The sequence below is a fragment of the Kitasatospora sp. NPDC056731 genome (assembly GCF_040687675.1).
Taxonomy (GTDB): domain Bacteria; phylum Actinomycetota; class Actinomycetes; order Streptomycetales; family Streptomycetaceae; genus Kitasatospora.
In genome coordinates this window covers 1-18,790 of the sequence record NZ_JBFBNR010000034.1, presented here as the reverse complement: position 1 = coordinate 18,790, position 18,790 = coordinate 1, and the positions used below count along the sequence as shown (strand labels likewise).

Here is an 18,790-nt window from a genome sequence, read left to right as displayed (position 1 = left end):
CCGGAGGCCGTGCGCTACCACAGGATCCCGAAGTATCCCAGGAGGTATTTGTCGCCATGGCAGGGCTCTACCCACCTGGGCCTCAGTGAGCCTGCCTGTCCGGTGGGCATCGCCGCCATGCTGCGCGCACCTGCGAAGTCCCTGTAACCGGCCTTCCACGCTTGCTCTATGCAATCGACCTCGGCGCACCCCCACTTGTAGTCCGATACATCGCCGACAGTATTTCTGGCGTCCATCAGACCCTGCGGATACTCCATGTGCCAAAATTTATTCGTGTCTACGAGTTGCGATATTCCTGTCAGTCGGGTGTTTCCGGTCAGCGGGCCGCTGCTGCCCATGAAGATCGTTTTATTCTCGTCGTTCATCTGCAGCCCCGCCAGCATTCGCATATTACGGTTACGTCCGAATCCGAATTCAGGGGCTAGGCGCTGGTCGTTGTACCTCCCGTTGAGCCAGTCGACCGATCCTTGAAGTTTGTTCTTCAGGGGGTTCCATTCGGGCCCTTCCGGCATGCGGTGCGGGCCCCCAGTCGTGTGCGTGCGGCCTGCCGGAAGGGGGTATTCGTGGTCCGGTGCGCCGAATGTGTTTTCCCCGAGGTGTGCGTAGGGGAATCGTTCACGGAAGGTGCTTCCTTCGATTCCGGTGGACATTTCGGCTGCGGTGGCGGCCTCCGTGGCGATTTCGATGCCTTCTGTGGCGCGGCCGAGCGAGGCCAGGCTGCCCAGTCCTGCGAGGCCGGTGCCGAGGGAGACCCAGCCGAGGATGGAGGAGGCTTTGGGGGAGGCTTTTTCCAGTGCGCCGCCGGCGATGGCGGTGATGTCGGCAGTGGCCGCCAGGGCTCCGAAGACGAGGCTGGTGGCGGAGGCGCTTTCCAGGGCGGCGATGAGTCCGCCGGCGGCGACGATGGAGGCGCCGCCGGTGAAGGCCGCGGCTGCGAGTCCGAGGATGCCGAGGCCGATGCCCAGCCAGGCTCCCCAGCTGAGGTGGCCGGTGGGGTCGGTGTGGTTAATCGGGTCGCCGGCGCAGTAGGCGTAGGGGTTGATGCCGCCGGGGCCGAAGGGGCTGAGGCTGTCGGGTGCGGTGAAGCGCATGAGGCCGGGGTGGTAGGGGCGGTAGCCGTTGCCCAGGTGCAGCCATCCGGTGTCGGGGTCGGTGCGTTCGCCGGTGTAGCCGAGGACGCTGGCGCCTGCTTTCGGGGGTTGGTCGCCGTAGGGGGTGTAGGCGTATTCCTCGGGCGTCTTGGACCCGGTGGCGAGCAGGACGGTGCGCTGGGCGTCGGTGCCCAGCAGACGGGTGTCGTCGGTGCGGTGCTGGGCGGCGCACGCCCAGGCGAGCTGCAGCAGGCGGGTGCTGGTGCTGTTCTCGGTGACCGCGGCCAGGGTGCCGTTGCGGTAGGACAGGACGCTGGTGGCGGTGCCGGTGGTCTGGGTGAGGAGGCGGTCCAGCGGGTCGTATCCGTAGGTGCTCGTCGCGCCGGTGGTGCCGGCGGTGCGCAGGCGGCCCAGGGCGTCGTAGGTGAGGGTGCGTCCGGTGTCGTCGGTGGTCAGGCGTCCGGCCTTGTCGTAGGCCAGGGTGGCGCTCGGGTAGTCGTGGTGGGTGTGCTCGACGCGGGTGAGCTGGCACGGGTCGTCGGCGGAGAAGTGGTAGGTCGCGGTATCGGATCCGCTGGAGAAAGCGGTCTGGCAGGTGGTGATGTTGGCGTAGGCGTCGTAGGTGAACGTCTGGGCGGTGACGGCGTTGCCGCGGTGGTCCTTGGGGGGCGCAGTGCCCTGGCAGGTGTAGGCGGTGAGGCGGTTGCGCTTGTCGTAGGTGTACTTCTCGTCGCGCAGCGGGGTAGTGCTGCCGCTGTGGGTGAGGGTGCGGCGGGCGAGGGTGTCGTTGTCGTTCCATTCCTGGGTGAGGGTCCAGGAGTTCTTGTTGCCGTCGGTGATGGTGCGCTTCGCTTCGCGGCCGAAGTCGTCCAGGGCGAGTTCGGTGGTCAGTTTGTGGCCGGTGGTGTCGGTGGCGGTCCATCCGCTGACGCGGCCGATGTCGTCGTAGTCGACGACCGCCTGGGTGCCGTCGCCGTCCACGAGTGCCTCGGTGCGGCCGTACTCGTCCCGGGTGGTCTTCTGGACGGCGCCGTCGACCGCGGTGTAGCTGTGTTCCAGGCCTGCCACGGTGTAGGCGGCCTTCGTGGTGAGGGTCTTCGTGTCGGTCTTGGTGGTGTCGGCCTTGACCAGCCCGGAGGGGTAGTAGTCGCGGGTGCGGGTGACGGCGCCCTCGACGGCCTCGGTCAGGGCTCCGGTTCCCGGGTCGCGGGTGAACGCCTGGGTGATGGTGCCGGCCTTGACCTCGGTGAGGGCGTTTCCCAGCTCGATTGCGTACTGGTAGGTGCTGGCCTGGCCGTCGGGTGCCTGGGCCCGGGCCGGGCGGGGGTCGGCGTCCTGGGCGTACCGGTAGGACCAGGTGCGTCGGCCCGCGGTGGTGGAGGTTCGCCGGCCCAGGGCGTCGAAGGTCTGCGTTCCGTAGGCCGTTCCGTCGACGCTCACGCCGGTGGCGAGCGGTTGAGCGGAGAACGGGGCGTAGGTGCGGGAGATCTTCGTTCCGTCGGGCAAGGTGGTGAGGGTGAGCCGGCCGCGCACGTCGTAGTCGTGGAGCGTCACGTGACCGAGTTCGTCGGTCGCCCTGCGGAGCCGGCCCCAGCCGTCGTACTCCATCGTGCGCTTGCCCCGCGGGGTGTGGGCGGAGCCGCGCTCGAAGCGTTCGACGCTCAGCGGCCGCAGGCGCAGGTCGTGGGTGGTGACCTGGGTGCCGGTGGCCACGGTCGTGCTCTTCAGCGCCTGGGTGGTGACTGTCTGATCGACGGGATCGACCCGGGTGAGGCTGGTGGGGCCGTCGGTGTTCTCAGTGGTCAGCGGCTGGCCCCAGTCGTCGTAGGTGACCGTCTGACCCAGCTTCGCGGTGGTGCCGTCGCGGGTGAGGTCGAAGGCCGTGGCGGTGGCCGCGCGGCCCTGCTCGTCGTAGCCGGCAGTCCTCAGCGTGAACCAGTCGGGCTTGGTGGCGTCGATGTCCAGGCGTTCGGTCGCGACGGACCGGCCGGCGCCGTCGAGGGTGTCGCGGACCTGGTTGCCGCGGGCGTCGGTGGACGTCACCACGAACCCTTTGCCGCCCGGGCCGAGCGCGTACTGGTGGGTCTGCGTCGCGACATGGGCCGTGTCGGGGTTCACGGTGCGCTTGACCAGGCGGCCCAGGTGGTCGTAGGTCATCTCCGCTTTGCTGCCCTGCGGGTCCGTGACCGCCCGCAGGCGCCCGGTGAAACGCGAACGCGTCTGGGAACGCGTGACCCTGAGCTTCCTGACCTTGTCGTCGGCCGTGAGGGTGTGGCTCTGGAGGAGAGCGTCCCCGTCGACCTTGAACGTGAACGTGTGGGTCGCGGCGTAAGAGGTGCCCTTGGCACCGTCGGGGTACTCGGTCTCGACCGTGCCGGTGACACGGCCGAACTCCTTGGCATCAGTCGTCTCGTGGCTGTAGGTCGTCTCGTCGAGGAGCGTGCCGTCGCCCTGATGGGACTCCTTCGACTTCAGAACGACCTTGGGCACCCGCGTGTCCTTGGTGCTCGCGGCCTCGTAGGTGTAGGTGGTCGCGTAGACAGGTGCCTTGAACTCCCCGGTGTCCGGCGGGGTCCGGGTGACGCTCTTGAGGAAGCGGGTGAAGCCGTTGGGGTCGGGCGGGCAGTCCTTGTGGTCTTTGTCCTCGCTGCCGGTCGCGGGGTAGAAGGCCCAGGTGGTGATGGTCTTGTCGGGGTCGGTCCGGCTGACCGGGTTGCCCTGCGTGTCGAAGACGGTCTCCGTCGTCTCGGAGCGGGTCTTCGACGTGCCCGGATGCTGGGGGTCGGGCTTGCCCCAGGTGACGGTGCGGGTCTTGGGGAGCTGGAAGTTTGCCGGCTGCTTGTCGATGGACGCGCCCGGCACCACGTTGTACACGGTCCGGGTGGTCGTCGAGTAGCCGTTCTGGTGCGCGTACTCTTCGACGAGCAGGTGGAACTTGTCGTAGGTGCGTTTGACCTCCGTGGTCTGGCCCGCGCAGGCCCGCGACTCGACCGAGTAGTAGGTGTAGCCGGAGTCCTCGATCGCGTACAGGTTGTCCGAACCCGGGTCCCAGGCCACACCGGACTGGCCGCCGACGAAGTTGTAGTCGCTGTAGGTGTAGGTCGACTTGACCACGGGCTGGCCCGCCCCTGGGTCCTGCCTGAACATGGTCACGTACGGCAGGGGCTTCAGCTCCGGTGGGGCCGTGGTCGGGAACTGGTGCCCGTCGTCGCTGTAGACGACGGACTCCGTCATCCCGCCCGGCAGGGTCACGGCCGTGAGCCACATCCCCCACGCCCCGTCCTTCCCCACGACGGAGTAGACCAGGTCCCACTTCAGCAGTTCCTTGCCGTAGGGGTCGGTGTGGCTTACCTCCGTGAGCCGGTCGTCCGTGAACTTCAGGTTGACGTTGAAGGCCTCGTCCTGGCCCGGCAGCACCTTGATGACGGGACGGGACTGGTCGGTGTAGTCCGCGGTGAGCAGGACATCCTTGTTCTCGTCGGAGACCTTCGTCAGGTACGGCTGTTGACCTTTGTGCTGCCACTCCAGGTCCAGCCGGCGACCGGCGGGTGTCAGCAGGACCGTGGGCACCTTCAGCGGGTAGCCGTCCTTCGGGCCGGTGAGGATCTCCACGTCACCGGACTTGTGGACGATCTTGTAGGAGCTGTCGTCCATGGTCATGCTGACCGTGACGAGGGGGTTCTGCGAGAGCTCGACCCGCTTCTTGTCCGGCACCTCCCGGGTCTTGTACTGATCGCCGCTGGCGAGGCTCAGTCGGCCGGCGTCCTTGTCGTAGACGGTCAGTCCCAGTGAAACGCCCTGACCGAAGCCGTAGTTCGCCTGGCTGAGCGGCGAGTAGCTCAGCTCCAGCGGCAGGGCCGGGCCCAGGTTGCGGTTGCCGACCAGGTGACCCAGCGTGATCCCGGCAGTGAACAGGCCTGTGCGCGGATCGACCCCACCCGACACCGCGCTGGCGAAGTTGCCGCCCTGGGTAAAGAAACTCGGCGAACTCATGACACGAACTCCCTGTGCCTCGGAAGTCGGCTTGCCGGACGGCACACGAGACGACCCGGTCAGTGAGACGGAGGCGGGCGCCGTTCACCGCTGAGGCCCCCCTGGTCCTGTCCGCAGGTAGCCGAACCAGCCCCTACCAGGGGCCGGCACCGCGCTGGAGCACACGGGGGCAGAACATCACACGACAGGCATCATCTGTGCACTGACTATTAGTCTCCGCCTCCACGCGCACCGCCACCACCCGAACGGCCGCCCTCGCACACGCCGCGAAGGGCGTAGCACGTGGCACCCAACGCAGCATCTGCAGCGGGCCCAAAGCACCGGAGCATGGCCGGCCCGATGTCGCATCCACCGTCATGCGCGCTGCCCCACGCAAACGGGAACTCGTCATCCATCCCAACCCGGCTCCGACTTCGAGGTCCTCACGCACCTCCGGATACGCCGAGGGCCCTTCACGCTTTCGTGAGGGCCCTCGGCGTTTGTGCTGGTCAGGATGGGTGCGTGGGGTAGGGGTCAGGGTTCGGTGCTGTGGCGCCTGGGGTCCAGTAGTGGGAGTTGTTGGGGGTGCGGCGCCGGGCCGGCTGGCGGCTTGGAGGGTGTCGAGTTCATGTGGCGACCATGTGAGGCATCCGGGCATGTCCTGCCAAGCACCCGAGTGATCTGCCGGGGGCTGGAACACGGGGAGGGTAGTCAAGTACCAGGCCGCCTGCGCGGCCTGGTACTTGACTCCAATGAACGGACGTGCGGGTATGCGGTGTCGAAATGGTGGGACCAGGCTGGCCGTCGGAGGTCTTCCCGGTCGGCGATCGAAATGCTGCGCGCTGGGTGTGACGGAGTGGCTCTCGTGAGCGCGTCGGCTGGCCGGTCGGCGGTCTATGGCGAGCACAACCTGTATGACCTCGGCCAAGTGCCGATGGACGACCTGCGCGCTTCGGGCTTCACGACGGTCATTCTGTGGAAGTTGAACATCGATAAGCAGGGTGACCTGTACTACTGCAAGGGCCGCTACGGCAAGGACCGCAAACTGGTCTCCGACGGTGCCTACGTCGGCGACCCCGAGTGGCCCAGCCATCTGGCGACGCTGAAGAAGCAACAGCCCACGTCCGTCACCCGGCTCGAACTCTCCATCGGTGAAGCGGGCGGCGACGACTGGAGCATCATCAAGGATTCGATCGGCCGCCACGGAACCGGCCCGTCCAGCGTGCTGTATCGAAACTTTCAGGCGTTGCGGAAGGCGACCGGGGCCGACGCAATCAACAACGACGACGAGGAATGCTACGACGCCGACTCGACCGTCACGTTCGCGAAGATGACACAGGTGATCGGCTACACCGGCTTCACTCTCGCCCCCTACACAAACGTCGCGCATTGGAGGGGTGTCAAGGATGGCCTCGGTGCGTTTGTGGATCGCGTGTACTTGCAGGCCTACAGCGGCGGGGCGAGCAACGACCCCCAGCAGTGGACGCGGGATCTGGGCATGCCGGTCGACCCCGGTCTGTGGAGCGTCCACGATGAGAACGGCGGTAACTGCAACAGGGGCGACGACCCAACGGCGGTGAAAGACAAGATGAGCGCCTGGAACACACCCCGAGGTAGTGTCCCTGGCGGTTTCATGTTCCTCTACGAGGACATGATGGAATGCTCCAAGGCTGGCAAACTCTCTGACTACGCCAGAGTGATCAACGAAGCCACGGGCGGCGCGGTCGCCCCCTGATCAACTCGTATGCCGCAACCGGCCAGTCGACCCAACAGCTGACCGGCCGTTTTGCTGTCCGAACGGATGGGCCGCCAGGCAACAGCGGAGTCGGCTGATCGATCCGGGGACCGAAGGGCTATTGAAGATCCGGAAGGGCGTCCCGGCCGCCTTCGGGCGCGGGGCCTCCGTTGGCCTCGACGATGTCCTCCGGCGTCCTCCCGCCACCAACCCACTGACCGGCGATCGCCGCCTGCTTTGCCGGGGACTGCCGCCGAAACCAGTCCAGCTGCTTTCCTGAGAGAAGCTCCAGGAAGTTGTCGACCGCGCTCATGAGTGCTCCTTGGACAGAGGGTTCTTGCTCCTCTCTTCCTACCGTGTACAAGTGCTCACCGCGCGGCCGCACGGGGGGCGTTCGCCGCCGCCGTTCCAGGTGCCGGCGTGGAGAACAGCGCAGCGCACGTAGGGTGACGGCCCCTTCCGGACCGGCTGGCTGAGGTCGGTGCCCCAGCAGGCGACATTCACCCGAGCAGAGGGAAGGCCCCGGGCAGCGGGCAGCGCACACCGCCTCCGGTCGGCCGGACGAGGGCCCTGGGAGACGATCTCCGGCGACGTGGGAAGTGGTGCTCGGCCGGCCAGGCGTCTCCGCAGGTCAACGGATTCTGTCGGTTGGCCACATATGAACGGCCGGTCGACTCAACAGTCGACCGGCCGTTCTGTTGTCCGGAGACGCCGTTCGGCGTTTGTGCTGGTGAAGCGGGAGTGCCCCGCCTGTTCAGGGCGGTTGTGGCCGCTTCTGAGCAGGCCAGGGCCCGGTGACCGTCCCCGTGTTGCTTGAGGCCGCCTGTTCGAGGTGGCTGGTGGGGGCCCAGGTGCCGAGGGGCTTGGTTTTGCGCCGGTGATGTCCCACGCGCGGGACACCCCGAGCTCGTGCTGGACGGTGTCGTCGACAGCCTCCACGACGGCGGCCGGCGCAGGTGCAGAAGCGGCGCAAAGGCCTCGTTTCGCTAGAACAAGACTAATCATCTGATTTCGGATGAGTATCTATGCGGATAGAGATCGGTCGATCACAGAAATAGGCTGCTTGCTGACCGAAGGCTGTCGGGAGGGGAAGCCAGTGGGCGATCTCAAGGTTGATCCGGGTGAGATATACAAGTCCGCAGGTGTGGCGCGGGCCATCGGCGAGGACTTCGCGAAGCCTTGCCAGGCAGTCGTTACTGCCAGTCACGCGGCTGTCGGTCAGCTGACGGGTTGGTCGGTGGCCGCGCGGCTCGGCCAGGTGGCGGGCGGCTGGGAGCCCGTGCTGTCGGGGATCGGCGACCGTCTCAAGAAGACGGCCGACAACCTCACCACCACGGCGCAGGCCTACACGAACAACGAGCACGCCAACGTCGAGGTCTGGCACAAGCAGAAGATCGGCGAGGCGTGGGAGAAGCCGGGCCAGTGAGCAACGACTTCGAACTGCTGCTCAGCTTCGACCCGACCGGACTGCATGACGCCGCCAAGGCGTGGCGCGCGTTGTCCAACGGCGCCCAGTCCGCCGACACCAGGCATCGCAACCAGGTCAACGGACCGCTGCGACACTCCAATTGGGATGGGGACGACGCGAAACTGGCGTTCGCCACCTTGGGCCGGACCGAGCAGACCCTGGAGATCGTGCGGGTCGAGTCCGCTTCTGTCGCACTGACCCTGGACACCGTCGCCAACCGGATCTACCAGGCACAGACCAACCTGAAGAACGCCGTGCACCGCGCCGAGGAGTGGGGCCTGACCGTCGGCTCCGACGGGACAGTGGCTCTGCCGCCGCTGGACAAGGGCGAGCAGAATGATCCCGAAGCCAGATCCGACCCCGCACGCAAGGCGCTGGCCACCTTGCAGGGGGACGCGCAGGACCGGATCAACAGAGCTTTGGCCGATGCGAAAGAGGCGAACGACCAGGGGGAGCGTGCCCTCGGCCGCCTCGATGCCGACATCCTGACCCGGCCGAGGGTGTTCGGCTCCACCGCCGAGACCGCCACCGATGTGAAGGACGTGGCGAAGGACCTCGGCCTCGATCTGTACGTCCCTGACAACAAGGACCCGCAGAAGTCCGTCGACTGGTGGAAGTCGCTGACCCCTGAGCAGCAGAGCAGCTACATCGCGCTGTACCCGGACAAGGTCGGAGGGCTGGACGGTCTGCCCGCAACGGTTCGGGACGAGGCGAACCGGCTGGTCCTCGATCAGCAACTGGACGCGCTGGAGGCCGGTAACCCGCGCGGGAGCGGCATGACGTCCGACGAGTACAACGCCCTCCAGGCAAAGCTGGTGAAGTTCAAGGAGCAGCTCGACCAGCGCGACAGCGCGGCCGAGGACAAGCAGTTGTTCCTGCTCGGGTTCGATGCCAAGGCCTACGACGGCGACGGTAAGACGATCATCGCCATGGGGAACCCCGACACCGCCGACCACACCGCAGTCCTGGTGCCGGGGACGGGAACGACGATCGACAGCACGCACGGGAACCTCGCACGCGTCAACGACATGCAGGACGCCGCGATGTCGGCGTCGGAGGGGAAGAATCCGAAGGTGTCGGTGGTCTATTGGCTCGGATACGACGCCCCCGAGATCCCGGTCGTGGAAGCGAACAACCTCTCCGTCGGCTGGACGTCCCGGGCCGAGGACGGCGCCGAGGCCCTGCGCCAGTTCACCCAGGGCACCCGGGTCGCCCAGGGCGACCACCACAGTCATCTCTCGGTCTTCAGCCACAGCTATGGGACGACGCTCGTAGGTGCGGCCGCCGCGGGTGGGAACGGACTGGGCGCCGACGACATCGTCGCCATCGCGAGTCCCGGAATGACCGTCCAGCGTGCCGACCAGCTCCACATCGACCCGAGCCACTTCTGGACCGGCAGGGCGGCGGACGACCCGATCGAAATCGCCGCAGGACTCACTCTCGGCGACGATCCGATGATCGACCGGTTCGGCGGGAACAACTTCGAGGTCGACACATCCGGACACAGCGGGTACTGGGACGGCGGCAAGAGCCTCGACAACCAGGGCCGCCTCATCATCGGGAGGCCGCCGACCACGGTTCCCAAGCTGCACGACAGCCCGCCACCTCCCCCGTGACCGCTAAAGCTGGGCCGACCAGGGCCGGCCTGGCTGTTCCGGTTGCTCACCCCCGTCTCGGCCGCAAGGAATCTCACTGTGCCGCTCCCCCTTCCACGACCCGCCGCACGCCGTGTCGGAGCCCGACGTCTGGGCGCTGCCGCGATAGCGCTCTGCCTGCCACTGATCCTCGGAGGATGCATGTCCACGCCCGGGCCCAACGATCCTCTCCCCGTCAAGGCCCGCCAGGACGCCCAGGACTGGGCCCAACACATGACCGAGTACATGGCGCAGACCGCCGGAGCAGTCCTCGACCCCGGCAGCGCCAAGCCGCTCTTCAGCGACTGCGTCGGCAAAAATGACGAGGTCCGGGAGGACGGCCGGTACAAACTGATGTACGCGGTCTACAGCTCCACCCCACTCGAACAGCATCCTGAGGCCGTCCGCAAGGTCCGCGCGATGCTCGAACAGCAGGGCTTCAAGATCGACGGCTACCGGGAGAGCGTCAACGGCAAGGTGGACACAGTCCTCGACGCATCCCAGGCATCGAGCCGATACCTGATCACCGTCGAGACCACGAGCGGAGGGCTTCTGGCCTTCAGGGTCAGAACCCCCTGCCTGATGCCTCCCGCAGCAACGGAGACTCCTAGCTGATCTCACCTCGCCCTGGCCGCGCCGACCGGCGGTCGACCGCGGACCCCGGTGACGCCGCGGGGCGGTTCCCTGACTCCTCCCTCTCAGGCCGTCCCTCGCAGGCCGTCCAGCACCATGTCCGTCAGGCGCTCCGGCAGATCCGGCTCGATCGGGCGGTGGCCGAGCAGGCAGCGGGTCTGGAGCGGGGCGCAGAGCAGTTCCAGTGCCAGGGCCGTGTCGGTGCCCGTCGGAAGTTCCCCGCGTTCGACGGCCCGGCTGACGATGACGCCGGCCTGGTCGAGGCGGGACTGCCAGAAGGTCTGCCAGGCCTCGGCGAGGTCGGGGTCGTCGGAGCTGAGCGCGGCCGCCCGGGCGACGGAGCGGCCGGTCGGGGTGGCGAGGTACTCGGCCAGCGCGCGGGCGAAGGCGGCCAGGTCGGTGCGGACGGCTCCGGTGTCGGGGACTGGGATGCCTTCGTTGCTGCCGGTGAGCATGGCGTCCAGTACGAGCTTCTCCCGACTTCCCCAACGCCGGTACACCGTAGTCTCGTTGACCCCTGCGCGGGCCGCGACCCCGGCGATGCTGAGCCGGTCGATGCCCTCCTCGGCCAGTACCTCCGTGGCGGCCGCCAGGACGGCCTGGCGGACGCGCGCGGCCCGGCCGCCCGGGCGGCGGCGGATCGGCTCCGGCGCCGGCTCCGGCGTTGGCTCCGGCTCTTCTTCGGTCATGTGTCGATCACCTCGGCCACCACATTAACGCAAGAGCGCTTGCATTAGGCGCTGCTCGGGCGCATAGTCGCTAATGCAAGCGTCCCGGCTTTAAGTGCAGCAGGAGGCACCACTATGTCCTTCACCTGGCCCCTGGACCCGCAGGACCTGTTCGTCGAGCGTTACCCGCAGATGACCCTCGGCCTCCCCGCCGACGAGGTGGACGCCGTCCGCGCCGCCGTCACCGAGATGTGGCCCGACCGGCCCGGCAGCTGGGTGTACGAGTGGTCCGCCCTCGCCGCCCGCCACGCCGAGGCCGGGCGCCACCGTCTGGCCGCGCAGGCGTACGGCTGGGCCAAGTTCCCCTCGCTCGCCGACGACCCGAAGCGAACCGCGCTCGCCCGCCAGGTCGGGCAGTACGTCCTCGCGGCCCCCGGCTTCCCGGTGGAGTTCGAGCGCCGCATGGTCACCGTCCCGTACCGCGGCGGCGACGCCACCCTGCCGATCCACCTGATGGCCGCCCCCGGCCTGCCCGCCGACGCGCCGGTCGTGCTGGCCAGCGGCGGCGTGGACTCCTGGAAGACCGACCTGCACGGCATGTGGGAGCAGCTCGCGTTCACCCTCCCGGCGCGGCTGCTGCTGTTCGACCTCCCCGGCACCGGCGAGACCGCCCACCTGCCGATGACCCCGGACGGCGGGGCCGAGGTCATCGCCGGACTGGTCTCCTTTGCCCGCGCGGCCGGCAACGGAAAGGTCGGCCACTTCGGCATCTCGATGGGCGGCTACTACTCCGCCCGGACCGGACTGGCGGGGTCGGTGGACGCCTCCGTGGTGCTCGGCGGCCCGGTGGAACGCTCCTTCGCTCCCGGTCGCGGCTTCGCCTTCGGCATGGACGGCATCGTCGGCAACGCCCTGGGCTTCGACGCCGCGCCGAGCGGGGCCGAACTCGAGAAGGCCTTCGCGGCATTCGACCTGCGCCCGCTGCTGGACCAGGACGCCAACGGGCCGATGCTGGTGGTCAACGGCACCGAGGACGTCCACGTCCCACTGGACGACACCCTGGTGTTCGAGGGGCGCCGGGACACCCGGGTCCAGCTGATCCCGGACACCGGCCACTGCGCCATCTCGCGCTTCGGCGAGGCGATGGCCGTGATCGCCCCTTGGCTGAAGGACACCCTGGCCGGTTGAGCCGGTTGAGCCGGTTGAGCCGGTTGAGCCGGTTGGCCCGGCGCTTTCGTCGCCGCGGAAGGCCCCCGCCCCGCCCGTGTGGCCGGGGCGGGGGCCTGTCGTGGTCGCGCAGGCAAGCCGGGGGGCCGCCTACTGAAGGTCCGGAAGGGCGTCCCGGCCGCCTTCGGGCGCAGGGCCTCCGTTGCCCTCGACGATGTCCTCCGGGGTCCGGCCGCCACCGACCCACTGGGCGGCAATCGCCGCCTGCCTGGTCTTGGACTGTTGCTGGAACCACTGCAGTTGCTTTCCTGAGAGAAGCTCCAGGAAGTTGTCGATCGGGCTCATCGGTGCTCCTTGGTGGAAGGTTTGTTCCGTCTTGCCTGGCGGTTCCGGGTGCCGCTCACATCGGCAGCCGGAGCCGACCGCCGATCAGGCGGGGATCGGGCGGCAGTTCTGCCCGTTCACCCACAGGGAGCCCTCGGCCCAGCCGCTCTGACACTGGTACCCGGCGCGTGTCGTGCGGTCCATGACGACGAAGTTCTCCAGCGGACCCCAGGTGGTGCTGTCGCAGGAGCGGCCCATCACGTTCGGGGGCTCGCTGCTCACCTCCTCGCACCGGATCACTTCGCCGACCCGCTTGCCGGGGGTGGCCCGGTGCGTGCTGCCGTCGGCCGCGGCGGCGGTGCCGGCGGTGCAGACACTGGTCAGGCCCAGGATCGCGGCGGCCATGCCGGTCGCGAGGAGCAGTCGTTTCATGGGGGAGGGACCTCCTTGGTGGGGGATGGGGCTCCGCAATCAGTCCCCCTGCAGTCCAGCTGCGTATCGGCCCATTCGCATGAGCACGCCTCCCCAGTTCAACAACTAGAACCGCTACGGGGAGTCGGCGAGAAGCCCCCGCCCGGGTCCGGGTCCGGGCCCGGTGCGGGCCGGGGCCTCGGCTGGGCTTACCTCTCCCCGTACGGGCGGATCGCGGCGGCCCTGCTCACGGCTTCATGCCGTTGGCAAGGAGGTCCATGGTCCGGTTGACGAGGTCTTCCAGGTCGTCCCGTTGGCCGTCGGCCACCCACTGCCACAGGGTTTCGTCGACGGCGGCCATGACGGCGACGCAGATCACGCGGATCTCCAACGAGTCGGCGTCGTGCCCGGCACGTTCGGCCAGGACGGTGGCGAGCATGTCCGCGTCCCGGGCGGCCTGTTCGGCCGTACGGCCCCGGATCACGGGCACCTCCCGGGCGAGGCGGGTGCGCTCGACGAGTTCGGTGTGTTCGGTGGCGGCGAGCTGGCCCAGGACGTCGAGGACGACGTGCCGCAGGGATTCGAGGATCGGCTCCCCGGCCGGGCGGGCCCGCAGTCCGGCCTCCAGCAGCGGGTCCTGCTCGTCGGTGAGGACGATGTCCTCCTTGGTCGTGAAGTAGCGGAAGACCGTGCTGGGCGAGACCCCGGCGGCCTCGGCGATCTGCTCGACCGGGGTCGCGTCGTAGCCCTGCTCGGCGAACAGTCGGTAGGCGGCCCGGCGGATCGTCTGGCGGGTCTCGATCTTTTTGCGCTCGCGCAGTCCGAGCCGGGGGGTCTCGGACTGTGCAGCAGCAGCGGCCGTCGTGCGTGCGGAGGACATGGACGTCATTGTTCGGCATTCCTGCGGGTGGGGGTGGGTGCGGGGGCGCGGTCGGGGGCAGCGGCGCTGGAGGGCAGGCGGGCGGCCACCAACAGTGCCACGGCCAGTGCGGCGGTCGCGGACACCAGCAGGACGAGGCTCTGGCCGTGCAGGAACGCGCTGTCGGCGGTGGCGGCCAGGCGCTCGGAGCCCAGTCGTGCGGCGACGGCGTGGGCGGCGCCGACCGAGTCCGCAGCCGCCGCCGCTTCGGCTGCGGGCAGGCCGACGGCGTCCAGGTGTGCGGCGCCCAGGCGTGCGGTGTACGTGCCGGCCAGCAGGCTGCCCAGCAGTGCCACGCCGACCGCGCCGCCGAACTGTCGTACGGTGGTCAGCAGTCCGGAGCCACTGCCCGCGCGCTCGCCGGGCAGTGAGCCCAGCGCCGTGCCCATGGCTGGCACGACGGCGGCGCCGATCCCCAGCCCGGCGACCGCCAGCCACAGCGCGGTCAGCCCGTAGCCGGACCCGGGGCGGGTGGTCGCGCCGAGGAAGGCGGCGGCGGACAGTGCGAGCAGGCCGCCGGTGATCACCGCTCGTGCGCCCAGGCGGGCGGTGATCGCCCCGGTGGCCTTGGAGGCGATCACCATCCCGGCCATCAGGGGCAGCATCCCCAGTCCGGCGTGCAGGGCGTCGTACCCGAGGACGTCCTGGAGGTACTGCGGCAGTACGAACATCAGCCCGGCCAGGACGAGCGAGATCAAGGTGGCGGCCACCGTGCTCCACAGGAAGGCCGGTTCACGCAGCAGGGACACGTCGAGCAGGGGCCGCGCCTGGCCGTGCCCGCGCCGGACGAGGGCGGCCAGCAGTACCGCCGAGGCGAGGAACGCGCCCACGATCGGCGGGCCCGTCCAGCCGCGCGCGGGCCCCTCGTTGAGCGCGAAGATCAGCGCGCCCAGGCCCGTGACGGTCAGGGCCGTGGAAAGGGCGTCGATCCGGGGCGAGGCCAGGTCCCGGGTCTCGGGCAGCAGGAGGACGCAGGCGGCGATCGCGACCAGCACCAGCGGCACGTTGACGAAGAAGACCGAGCCCCACCAGAAGTGCTCCAGCAGCCACCCGCCGATCAGTGGGCCCAACGGCAGACCGAGGGCGGAGACCGCGGAGATCGCGCCGAGCGCCCGGGTGCGTTCCTGGGGCGCGAACAGCGAGGGGAGCACCGACAGGGCCAACGGCATGATCAGCGCGGCCCCGGCGCCCATCAGTGCACGGGCGGCGATGACCAGCCCGGCCGTGGGCGCCACCGTGCCCAGCAGCGAGCCGGCCAGGAAAACGCCCAGGCCGCAGACGAGCATGCGGCGGCGGCCGAACCGGTCGCCCAGCAGCCCCGCCGGGAGCATCAGGGCGGCGAACAGCACGAGGTAGCTGTTCGCGATCCACTGCAACTGGCCGCTGTCTGCGCCCAGTTGGTCGGACATCGACGGCAGGGCGACGTTCAGGATCGTGGTGTCGAAGCCGAGCACCAGATTCGCGGCGACCAGGGCGACCAGGGCCCACCAGCGTCGTGGATCGGGCGCGGGGAGCGCGGGTGTGACCGGCGGGGCGGACACCGGGGACGACAAGGAACACCTCCGAGAGAGACAGCACTCATTTGAGTGTAGACGCTCAAATGAAAGTGAGCTGTCACTTTCTCTCCTCTCTCGCGTGAAGAGGCCGGCCGCCCCGACGTCACGTCGGGCCGACCGGCCTCTTCACCGTCCGAAGGGTCAGGCGATTCTCACGCTCGCGCCGAACTCGAACGTCGCGGTCTCACCCGGGTGCACCACACCGATGACAGGCCCCTCGCAGCCCGGCCGATCGTGGACGTCGGCGGGCTTGTCGGTGAGGTTCTCGACGATGAGGGGCCAGATGTCGCTCTGGTAGCAGCCCGAAGGGTTGTTGTAGGTCTTGAACCCGACCCGCAGCTGACCGGTGGCCGCCTGGGCCGAACCGGGCACCGCCACTGCCACCGCCGCGGCCATGGCCACCGCGCCGAGCGCCTTGCTGATCCGTCGCATGTCGTCACTCCAGAGTGTCCGGGGGAGCCGCCGCGGATGGCGGCTGCGCCGGGAGGACTGCCCCGATCCGCCGCAGGTCACGGCCCTGCGGGGGCCGAATCACCTGATCGGCCGCGCCGGGCCGCACCGTGGTTTTCGGCCCACTCGCCACTCGCTACTTGGCGAAGCGGACCTCCGGGAAGGCCGTCGAGGGGCCGTCCAGCAGCCGGCTCGGGCGGTTGAGCAGGTGCCGGTCGAAGAACGCGCCGAGGTACGCCCGGGTGGCGGCGAGGGCGCGGTCACCCTTGATGGTGCCGTACTGCTCCGGGGTGGTGTCGGGCGGCAACTGGTCGCGGACACCGAGGGAGTCCACCAGCCAGTGCATGTCGCAGAACGACAGGTGGCCGGCCTCCGGCAGGTCCAGCCAGCGCTTCCAGCCGGTCAGGTGCTGCCAGGTCTCGTCCCAGTTGGCCGTCGCGGGCCTGCCGGCGTGCCGCTGGGCGCCGAGCAGCAGTACCGGGCGGGCGAGGCCGTCGGCCGGCAGCGGGGCGAAGAAGTCGCCGTCCAGGTTGGCGGCGGCGCGGATCCGCCGGTCCTCGCTCATCGCCTCGACGGCGCTCGCGCCGCCGATCGAGTGGCCGGCCGCGCCGATCCGGGAGCGGTCGACCTGCAGCCCGCGGACGAGCCCGGGGCCGGGCGCGGTCAACTGGTCGATCAGGAAACTGATGTCCTTCGCCCGACTGCGGGTGACCTCGGCCGCCCGCTGGTCGTCCACGTGATCGCAGATCAGGCAGGTCTCCACCCGCCCGTCGGGGAACTGCACGACCGTCTCGTACGTGTGGTCCAGCGCGGCCACCACGTAGCCCCGGGCCGCGAGGTCCTCGGCAAGGGCGGTGAGCGAGGTGCGGCTGTAGCCGTAACCGGGGGAGAGCACCACCACCGGGTGCCGCCCGGGCGCGGGCACCGTACGGGCCTTCACACCCGTCCGCACCTCGCTGACAGCCGGGGTGCCGAACAGCGCGGACGACACCTCGGGTGAGACGTACGGCAGTTGCTCCCCGTGCTCCCCGCGCGCGGGCTGCGCCGGGTACCAGAGGGTGGCCATCAGCTCGCGACTGGCGGCGTCCGCCCGCCAGGGATCGTGCCGGGACTTGTCCACCAAGTGGACCGACGTGGCACCGACCGGCCGCCGCGTCGTCGGCGCGGGCACCTGGGGCGCCTCCGTCTCGGCACTCAACGAGAGCGTTCCGGCCGTCGGGGAAGCCGCCAGCGCGGCCTGCGGACCGGCCAGCGAAATCAGGACGGCAATGGGCACGGCGAGCAGCGCAGCAGTCCGCCACCGAGAATTAGTCGACATACCGCCACGCTAGGCCCGCCCCCACCCCCACCGCGTCCTGCCCACGACGTAACCCCCTCCACCCCAGGTCGCACCCGCCACGCCGCCCCCACCCCCTCCCGGACGACCCCACCTCCACCCGCCCGCCCTTGCGCAAGTCGCCCACCTTTGCACAGAGTTGAGCGCCCCGGCGGGCCCGCCCTGCAGTGCATCGGAGCCCACGTCGGCCACACCGTCGACTCCATGCACCGGCTTACGGTTCTTCCCAGGCACCACAGACACGCGAACCCTGAACTCCGCCCGGGCTCAACGATCTTCGGCTCGAGGAACATCCATACGGCAGTGCGATGTCCTCCCCTCGCCGTCCGACGACACCTCGCCCGAGCTGACTGCTGGACCGTGACCCTGGATTGCACCCATCTCGCGGGGCCAGCTCGGCACCACTTGCCAGTGCTGCACCTGCGGCCTCGATGCCGCCGGTGACCAGCCCCGATGCTGTGCGACCGGCACGTGCTGAGGCAAGCGGCTCTCCCCGCCGACCCACGCCTACATCCACTCCGTGCTCAAGTCCGCTTTGGAGCACGCTGTCCGGGAGGAAGAGATCCCGCGCAACGTGGCTCGCAACGTCCGGATGGGCGCACCCCGAGCCCGCCGCTTCGAACCCCTCACTGCTGAGGAGGCCCGCGCGTTCCTCGCCACCACGAGCGGGCACCGGCTGAGCGCGCTGTTCGAACTCGCCCTGCGCACCGGACTCCGCAAGGGCGAACTCCTCGGCCTGCGCTGGGAAGACCTCGACCTGGCCGGCGGAACCGCCAGCATCCGCCGAACCCTCCAGCGCACCAACTCCGGCGGCCTGATCGCCCTGCCGACCAAGACCCAGAGTTCGGAGCGCTGCCCACCCCATGCCTGCGCTCCCTCGAACGGCACCGCGACCAGCAGCGCCAGGAACGCCAAGTAGCGGGGGCGGCCTGGAAGGACAGCAGCTACGTCTTCACCCGGCCCAACGGCGCCCCGATCGAGGGAGCCACCCTCACCCGCCACTTCACCGCGCTGCTCCGCCGCTCCAGGCTCCGCCGCATCCGCTTCCACGACCTCCGGCACTCGGCGGCGACCCTCCTCCTGGAACAGGGCGTCGAACTCGTCGTCATCAAAGAGCTGTTGGGCCATGCCCACATCGGGGTGACCGCGACGGTGTACGCCCACGTCCGACTCCGACTCCAGCGCGACGCCATCGATCTCCTCGGCAACGCCCTCCGCCACCCCGCAGACGCCACTGCCGAGCTCGATGACGGCGACGACCCGCCACTTTGTGCAGCACCCGTCCGCTGACGTTGCCGTCAACCGTTGCCGTCAAGAGGTGAAGCGGCCCCGCCGAAATCTGCGAAGCTGGTGAATCCGAGCTCGCCCAGTGCCTGGAGTAGGGCGAGCTGGCAGGCTAGGACGCTCTCGTGCCCCTGGAAGACCC

General features: G+C 69.2%; 14 protein-coding genes and 1 pseudogene. 6 read left to right on the top strand and 9 right to left on the bottom strand.

Annotated elements, in window-relative coordinates:
• Nucleotides 1-14 precede the first annotated feature (14 nt).
• Complete coding sequence (locus AB0R04_RS28530) at nucleotides 15-5,084, bottom strand: RHS repeat-associated core domain-containing protein (protein WP_363376222.1); 5,070 nt, start codon at nucleotides 5,082-5,084, stop codon at nucleotides 15-17.
• An 844-nt stretch (nucleotides 5,085-5,928) separates the two neighbouring features.
• Here AB0R04_RS28530 and AB0R04_RS28525 point away from each other — a divergent pair.
• Entirely contained in the window at nucleotides 5,929-6,798 is an 870-nt protein-coding gene (locus tag AB0R04_RS28525; protein ID WP_363376221.1) for a hypothetical protein, read from the top strand.
• Between the two features lie 118 nt (nucleotides 6,799-6,916).
• Here the strand turns inward: AB0R04_RS28525 and AB0R04_RS28520 are convergent, their stop codons facing one another.
• The gene (locus AB0R04_RS28520; RefSeq protein WP_363376220.1) at nucleotides 6,917-7,111 is read right to left on the bottom strand and encodes a hypothetical protein; all 195 of its coding nucleotides are present in this window, start codon (nucleotides 7,109-7,111) and stop codon (nucleotides 6,917-6,919) included.
• Between the two features lie 783 nt (nucleotides 7,112-7,894).
• Between AB0R04_RS28520 and AB0R04_RS28515 the strand changes: the two genes are divergently transcribed.
• The 3 genes from AB0R04_RS28515 to AB0R04_RS28505 all read left to right on the top strand — a co-directional run bounded on the left by AB0R04_RS28515 (nucleotide 7,895) and on the right by AB0R04_RS28505 (nucleotide 10,515).
• Entirely contained in the window at nucleotides 7,895-8,224 is a 330-nt protein-coding gene (locus AB0R04_RS28515; RefSeq protein WP_363376217.1) for a hypothetical protein, read from the top strand.
• Entirely contained in the window at nucleotides 8,221-9,882 is a 1,662-nt protein-coding gene (locus tag AB0R04_RS28510; protein ID WP_363376215.1) for an alpha/beta hydrolase, read from the top strand. The genes AB0R04_RS28515 and AB0R04_RS28510 overlap by 4 nt, the downstream gene beginning before the upstream one ends.
• Nucleotides 9,883-10,134: 252 nt before the next feature.
• Nucleotides 10,135-10,515, top strand: a complete 381-nt coding sequence (locus AB0R04_RS28505) for a hypothetical protein (protein ID WP_363376213.1) — start codon at nucleotides 10,135-10,137, stop codon at nucleotides 10,513-10,515.
• A gap of 83 nt (nucleotides 10,516-10,598) precedes the next feature.
• Here AB0R04_RS28505 and AB0R04_RS28500 read toward each other — a convergent pair whose 3' ends face one another.
• Complete coding sequence (locus AB0R04_RS28500) at nucleotides 10,599-11,222, bottom strand: TetR/AcrR family transcriptional regulator (protein WP_363376211.1); 624 nt, start codon at nucleotides 11,220-11,222, stop codon at nucleotides 10,599-10,601.
• Between the two features lie 114 nt (nucleotides 11,223-11,336).
• Between AB0R04_RS28500 and AB0R04_RS28495 the strand changes: the two genes are divergently transcribed.
• Nucleotides 11,337-12,389, top strand: coding sequence for an alpha/beta hydrolase family protein (locus AB0R04_RS28495; RefSeq protein ID WP_363376208.1), 1,053 nt, complete (start codon nucleotides 11,337-11,339; stop codon nucleotides 12,387-12,389).
• Nucleotides 12,390-12,518: 129 nt separating this feature from the next.
• Here the strand turns inward: AB0R04_RS28495 and AB0R04_RS28490 are convergent, their stop codons facing one another.
• The 6 genes from AB0R04_RS28490 to AB0R04_RS28465 all read right to left on the bottom strand — a co-directional run bounded on the left by AB0R04_RS28490 (nucleotide 12,519) and on the right by AB0R04_RS28465 (nucleotide 17,346).
• Complete coding sequence (locus tag AB0R04_RS28490) at nucleotides 12,519-12,713, bottom strand: hypothetical protein (protein ID WP_363376206.1); 195 nt, start codon at nucleotides 12,711-12,713, stop codon at nucleotides 12,519-12,521.
• 84 nt (nucleotides 12,714-12,797) lie between these two features.
• Complete coding sequence (locus tag AB0R04_RS28485; RefSeq protein WP_363376204.1) at nucleotides 12,798-13,124, bottom strand: hypothetical protein; 327 nt, start codon at nucleotides 13,122-13,124, stop codon at nucleotides 12,798-12,800.
• Nucleotides 13,125-13,350: 226 nt separating this feature from the next.
• On the bottom strand, nucleotides 13,351-13,983 hold the full coding sequence (locus tag AB0R04_RS28480) for a TetR family transcriptional regulator (protein ID WP_363376202.1): 633 nt from the start codon (nucleotides 13,981-13,983) through the stop codon (nucleotides 13,351-13,353).
• 5 nt (nucleotides 13,984-13,988) lie between these two features.
• Nucleotides 13,989-15,575: an MFS transporter gene (locus AB0R04_RS28475; protein WP_363376199.1), complete on the bottom strand. Its 1,587-nt coding sequence runs from the start codon at nucleotides 15,573-15,575 to the stop codon at nucleotides 13,989-13,991.
• Between the two features lie 144 nt (nucleotides 15,576-15,719).
• Nucleotides 15,720-16,010 carry a hypothetical protein gene (locus AB0R04_RS28470; protein WP_363376196.1) on the bottom strand — a complete coding sequence of 97 codons (291 nt, stop codon included), beginning with the start codon at nucleotides 16,008-16,010 and terminating at the stop codon, nucleotides 15,720-15,722.
• Nucleotides 16,011-16,164: 154 nt separating this feature from the next.
• Nucleotides 16,165-17,346: an alpha/beta hydrolase gene (locus AB0R04_RS28465; RefSeq protein WP_363376193.1), complete on the bottom strand. Its 1,182-nt coding sequence runs from the start codon at nucleotides 17,344-17,346 to the stop codon at nucleotides 16,165-16,167.
• Nucleotides 17,347-17,755: 409 nt separating this feature from the next.
• On the opposite strand from AB0R04_RS28465, the pseudogene AB0R04_RS28460 reads away from it, so the two are divergent.
• Nucleotides 17,756-18,654, top strand: a pseudogene (locus tag AB0R04_RS28460) (site-specific integrase); the annotation flags it as partial.
• Nucleotides 18,655-18,790: the final 136 nt, after the last annotated feature.

Bases quoted from the DNA above. Each gene is read 5' to 3' on its own strand.
- AB0R04_RS28485 (WP_363376204.1), bottom strand. From the start codon at position 13,124: ATGAAACGACTGCTCCTCGCGACCGGCATGGCCGCCGCGATCCTGGGC.
- AB0R04_RS28495 (WP_363376208.1), top strand. From the start codon at position 11,337: ATGTCCTTCACCTGGCCCCTGGACCCGCAGGACCTGTTCGTCGAGCGT.
- AB0R04_RS28505 (WP_363376213.1), top strand. From the start codon at position 10,135: ATGACCGAGTACATGGCGCAGACCGCCGGAGCAGTCCTCGACCCCGGC.
- AB0R04_RS28465 (WP_363376193.1), bottom strand. From the start codon at position 17,346: ATGTCGACTAATTCTCGGTGGCGGACTGCTGCGCTGCTCGCCGTGCCC.
- AB0R04_RS28500 (WP_363376211.1), bottom strand. From the start codon at position 11,222: ATGACCGAAGAAGAGCCGGAGCCAACGCCGGAGCCGGCGCCGGAGCCG.
- AB0R04_RS28480 (WP_363376202.1), bottom strand. From the start codon at position 13,983: ATGTCCTCCGCACGCACGACGGCCGCTGCTGCTGCACAGTCCGAGACC.
- AB0R04_RS28470 (WP_363376196.1), bottom strand. From the start codon at position 16,010: ATGCGACGGATCAGCAAGGCGCTCGGCGCGGTGGCCATGGCCGCGGCG.
- AB0R04_RS28490 (WP_363376206.1), bottom strand. From the start codon at position 12,713: ATGAGCCCGATCGACAACTTCCTGGAGCTTCTCTCAGGAAAGCAACTG.
- AB0R04_RS28530 (WP_363376222.1), bottom strand. From the start codon at position 5,084: ATGAGTTCGCCGAGTTTCTTTACCCAGGGCGGCAACTTCGCCAGCGCG.
- AB0R04_RS28520 (WP_363376220.1), bottom strand. From the start codon at position 7,111: ATGAGCGCGGTCGACAACTTCCTGGAGCTTCTCTCAGGAAAGCAGCTG.